Here is a 4,632-nt window from a genome sequence, read left to right as displayed (position 1 = left end):
TCCCGGAGCAGGCACCAGCCCAGGAGGCCGGCGGGACGGGCGGGGTCGGGGACGTACGGGTCAGGGACATGCGGACTGTGCTGCGACTGCATCGTGTCGTCACCTTGTCGGTCGCACGTGTCTCCCCGGTGCGGCCGGACCCGGGCGGAGCCGGACCGGTCGCGGCGGGGACCAGGACAGTCATGGCGTCGGGGTCCGCAGCGGGGGCCTTGAGGGGACCTGACCCACAGCGACCCGATGTGACCCGGTCGGCGTATCGAGCGCACCACGAATGGAGCAGTCGGTGACGAGCACTTCACGCAGCGTCGACACGGACGGGGTGGTCGAGGTCCTCGCCGGCCTCCTGGGCTGGTGCCTGCTCCGGGACGGCGACGTCCCGGCGGCCGACGCCGCCCCCGCGGCCGGGGGCACGACCGGGTCGGCCGCGGAGCCGGTCGACGTCGACGTCCTCGTCGACCCCGCGCACCTCGACGCCTTCGTGGCCCGCCTGCGCGGTGCCGGGTTCGTCGAGCGGCCGGCCTGGGGCCGCGGCACGCACCGCTTCTTCTTCCGGTTCGAGCCCGCCGCCGGCACCTGGCTCAAGGTCGACGTGCTCAGCGAGGTCGCCTTCGGGGCGGCCCAGGAGTTCGTCACCGACCTCGCCCCCGGCGTCGTGGCGCGCTCCCGCGGCGCCGCCGGCCCTGCGCCCGCCGACGACCTGTGGGTGCTCCTGCTGCACTGCCTGCTCGACCGGCGCGGCCGCTGCGGCCGGCACACCGCCCGGCTCGGCGACCTCGCCCGGACGGCACCTGCGGGCGGCGACGCGCGCGCCGTCGTCGAGGGGCTGCTCGGCCCGGCCGGCACGGACGCCCTGCTCGGCCGGCTGCGGGACCCCGGCTTCGACGGCGACCTCGCCGACGTCGCGGGCACCCTGCGGGCGGCCTGGACGACGGCCCGCCGGCCGTCGGTCCTCGCCCGCCGCGTGCGGGCCCTCGGCGCGCGGGCGGCGAGCAAGCCCGCGACCGCGCTGCGCCGCCGGGGCACCGCCGTGGCCGTCGTCGGCCCGGACGGCGCCGGCAAGTCCTCCGTCGTCGCGACCGTCGCCGCCACGTACCCGTTCCCCGTGGCGACCTTCTACGCCGGCCAGTACCAGGGCTCCGTCGGCCCCTTCGCCAAGCTCCCCGGCGGGCACACGCTCGGGCTGCTCGTGCGCCAGGTGGTCATGAGCCTGCGGACGGTGCTGCACCTGGCCCGCGGGCGGGTCGTCCTGTTCGACCGGTACGCCTACGACAGCCGGCTCTCCCGGCCCGGGGCGTCCGCGAAGTCGCGGCTCCGCCGCGCCGTGCTCGGCCGGGTGGCGCTGCGCCCGCAGCGGGTCGTCGTCCTCGACGCCCCCGGCGAGGTCCTGCACGCCCGCAGCCAGGAGCACTCCCCCGAGATCCTCGAGGACCAGCGCCGCCGGTACGCCGAGCTCGCCGCCACCCGGCCCGGCTGGCTGCTCGTCGACGCCTCGCGGCCGGCCGACGCCGTCCGCCGGGACGTCACCGCCCAGGTCTGGGACGCGCACCACCGGCGTTGGCGAGCCCCGTGACCCGACCCCTGCCCGACGCCGTGTCCGACGCCCCCGAGGCGTCGGACGCGTCGGCGTCCGGTCAGCGCAAGACCGTCGGCGGCTCGACGCTGCTCTTCGGCGGGCGGCTGCTGTCGCTCGGCACGAACTTCGTCACCCAGGTCATCCTCGTCCGGGCCCTGACCTCCGGGGACTTCGGCGCCTTCGCCTACTGCCTGTCCGTCGTGCTCGCCGCCGAGGCGGCGATCCACCTCGGCCTCGACCGCGCCGTCCCGCGGTTCGTCGCGAAGTTCGACGAGGAGGGCCGGTACGGCGAGCTCTTCGGCGCGCTCCTCGTGCAGCTCGTGACGATCGTCTGCCTCGGCTCGGCGGTCGTGCTGCTCGCGGTCCCCGCCGGCCGGCTCGTCGGCGGCGGCAGGCCCGAGGTGCTCGGGCTGCTCCCGATCCTCGTCGCGCTCGCCCCGCTGCAGGCCGCGGACGACGCGATGGCCGGGCTGTTCGCCGTCATGGCCAACGCGAAGGCGATCTTCGTCCGCAAGTACCTCGTCGGCCCGCTGCTGCGGCTCGCCGCGGCCGCCGGGATTCTGCTCGCCGGCGGCACCGTGAACCAGCTGGCCGTCGGCTACGTCGTCGCGGCCTTCCTCGGCGTCCTGCTCTACGTCGGGATGCTCGTCTCGACGCTGCGCAGCACCGGCCTCGCCGCCCGCTACCGGCGCTCCGAGCTGTCGTTCCCGGTGCGCACGCTCTTCGGGTTCTCCCTTCCGCTGCTCAGCGCCGACCTCGTGCTGCTCCTCGTGAACTCGGTCGACGCGATCGCGGTCATGCACTTCCACGGCCCGGACGAGGTCGCGGCGCTGCGGGTCGTCGGCCCGCTGGCCGCGATGACGCTCGTGGCGACCCAGGCGTTCACGCCGCTGTTCACCCCGCACCTGTCCCGCGTGCTGGCACGCGGTGAGCGGGACGTCACGGCGTGGCACTACTGGGAGACCGCCGCCTGGGTCGCGACCCTGTCGTTCCCCGTCGTCGCGGTGATCGTCTCCGCGCCGACGTTCATCGTCAGCACGATCTACGGCGACCGGTACAGCGACTCGGCGGTGCTGCTCGTCATCCTCGCCCTCGGGCTGTACCTGCAGGCGGCGACCGGGTTCAACGGGCTCACGCTGCAGGTCTTCGGCCGCTGGAAGGGCGTCGTCACCGCCGCCGCCATCGCCGCGGTGCTCGACATCGTGCTCCTGCTCACACTCGTGCCCAGCCACGGCGCACTCGGTGCGGCCGTCGCGAGCAGCCTCACGCTCGTCGGCTACAACGTCGCCAAGCAGGTCATGCTCGCCCGCGGTACCGGGATCACCGTCCCCCCGCGCCGGTACGCCGGTGTGTATTTCTGGCTGTTCGGGGCCCTTGCTGCGCTACTGGCAGCGAACACGGTGGGTTATCCGTCATCATGGGTGGGGCTGGTCGCCGCCGCCGGAGTGTCCTTGTTCATCTTCGTGGCGGTGTCGGGGCGCCTGGACGTCGTCGGGACGTTCCCTGCGGCGGCCCGAGTTCCCCTGCTGAAGGCTCGACGTCGAGCCCGGCAGGACCCGTCCGGGGCGAAACCGCCCGGAGAGCACGTCAGCAGCGAGGAGTCATAGTGAGACAGACCGCAACGCAGGCCCTGCGCCGTTGGGCCTTCGCGCTCCTCGCCGTCGCGCTCCTGGCGGGCGGCGGAGCCGCGGCCTACACACTGCTCACGCCGTCGCAGTACTCCGCGTCGACCCAGCTGCTCGTCGGGCCGGTCAACGAGGACGCCGAGGGGATCAAGGCGTCCAGCCAGCTCATCGGCACCTACGCCCAGCTCGTCGTCAGCGGCACCGCCCTGTCGAACGCCGCCACCCAGGTCGGCGGCGGCCTCACCGCGGCCGACGTCCAGGCCGGCACGGCGATCGCCTTCAGCCCCGCCACGCGCATCCTCGACATCACCGTGACCCTGAACGACCCGCAGCAGGCGCTCCAGGTCGTCACCTCGCTCAAGGACCAGCTCCTCGCCCGGACCGCGCAGCAGTCCGGGCCCGGCAGCCTCAGCGTCGTCGTCGACCCGCAGACCTCCGGCCTGCCGATCGACCGCCAGCCGTACCTGCGCGGCGTCGTCGCCGGCTTCACGGCCCTCCTGCTCGGCCTGCTCCTCGTCATCCTCCTCGAGCAGACCCGCGGCGTGATCCGCACCTTCGCCGACGTCGAGGCCGCGACCGGCCGCGAGCCGCTCGTGGAGTTCCCGCGCCGCTCCAAGGGCGGGTCCGCACGGCACAACGACGCCCCGACGAACGCCGCCTACCGGATGCTCGCCGCGTACCTCGACACCCTGCCCCCCGGCGCGGGCGCGCACTGCGTCGCCGTCGTGGGCACGGGTGCGGACGGCCGCTCGCAGATGCCGCTCAACCTCGCGATCACGCTCGCGGCGACCGGCCGGCGCGCGCTGCTCCTGGAGAACGAGAGCGAGAAGGCGCGCAACCTCGCCGTCTTCGACACCGCGCCGATCGACATCACCGGCCAGACCGCGCTCTACCTGTTCGCCCCGGACCCGACGGGCAACGACTTCAGCGTCCAGCGCCTCGGCTTCACGCCGGAGACGTACCAGCTCGCCGGTGCGTGGGCGGGCAGCCGCTCGCGCGGTGCGACCGAGGACGCCGTCGCGGCCGCCGGGGCCGTCGCGGACTGGATCGTGCTCGCGCCGCGGGCCATCCAGTCCTCGGACGTCGGTCTCGCGTGGGCCTCCGCCGCCGACGCGGTGCTCCTCGTCGTCGAGCAGGGCGTCACCCGCCGCACCGAGCTCCAGGCGGCGCTCGTCACGCTGCGCCGGATCACGAACCAGCCCGTCGAGGTCGTCCTCGCCCCGCAGGGCGTCCGGGACGGCCAGGACACCAAGGCGAGCCTGCGCGCCATCGCGGCCGAGGCGAAGGCCAAGGCCGACCGTCGCAAGGGCCGCGGCGACGCCGCTGCCGTCGCTGCGGCGTCCCTCGAGGCCGCCATCGAGCCGCCGGCCGCGCGCCCGGCCCCGCAGCAGGCCCCGGGCCACGGCTCCGGCCAGGACTGGCCGGAGCCGTGGC

At 75.0% G+C, this 4,632-nt stretch carries 3 protein-coding genes; all 3 read left to right on the top strand.

Translation table 11 applies throughout. The features are described 5' to 3' along the window. The first annotated feature begins 283 nt into the window (after positions 1 to 283). Complete coding sequence (locus ECOMGDLI_RS30040) at positions 284 to 1,570, top strand: hypothetical protein (protein ID WP_143448037.1); 1,287 nt, start codon at positions 284 to 286, stop codon at positions 1,568 to 1,570. Continuing rightward, a complete protein-coding gene (locus ECOMGDLI_RS35025; protein WP_158221212.1) occupies positions 1,567 to 3,180 on the top strand; it encodes an oligosaccharide flippase family protein in 1,614 nt (537 codons plus the stop codon). The genes ECOMGDLI_RS30040 and ECOMGDLI_RS35025 overlap by 4 nt, the downstream gene beginning before the upstream one ends. Further along, positions 3,180 to 4,632: Wzz/FepE/Etk N-terminal domain-containing protein (locus tag ECOMGDLI_RS30020; RefSeq protein ID WP_088320500.1), on the top strand; the 1,453-nt coding region annotated here is incomplete at its 3' end. The genes ECOMGDLI_RS35025 and ECOMGDLI_RS30020, both read left to right, overlap by 1 nt.

Source organism: Kineosporia sp. R_H_3, assembly GCF_002198675.1.
In the GTDB taxonomy this organism is placed as follows: Bacteria; Actinomycetota; Actinomycetes; order Actinomycetales; family Kineosporiaceae; genus R-H-3.
Note: the sequence above shows the minus strand (reverse complement) of the source record. Positions and strands in the feature narration are given on the sequence as shown.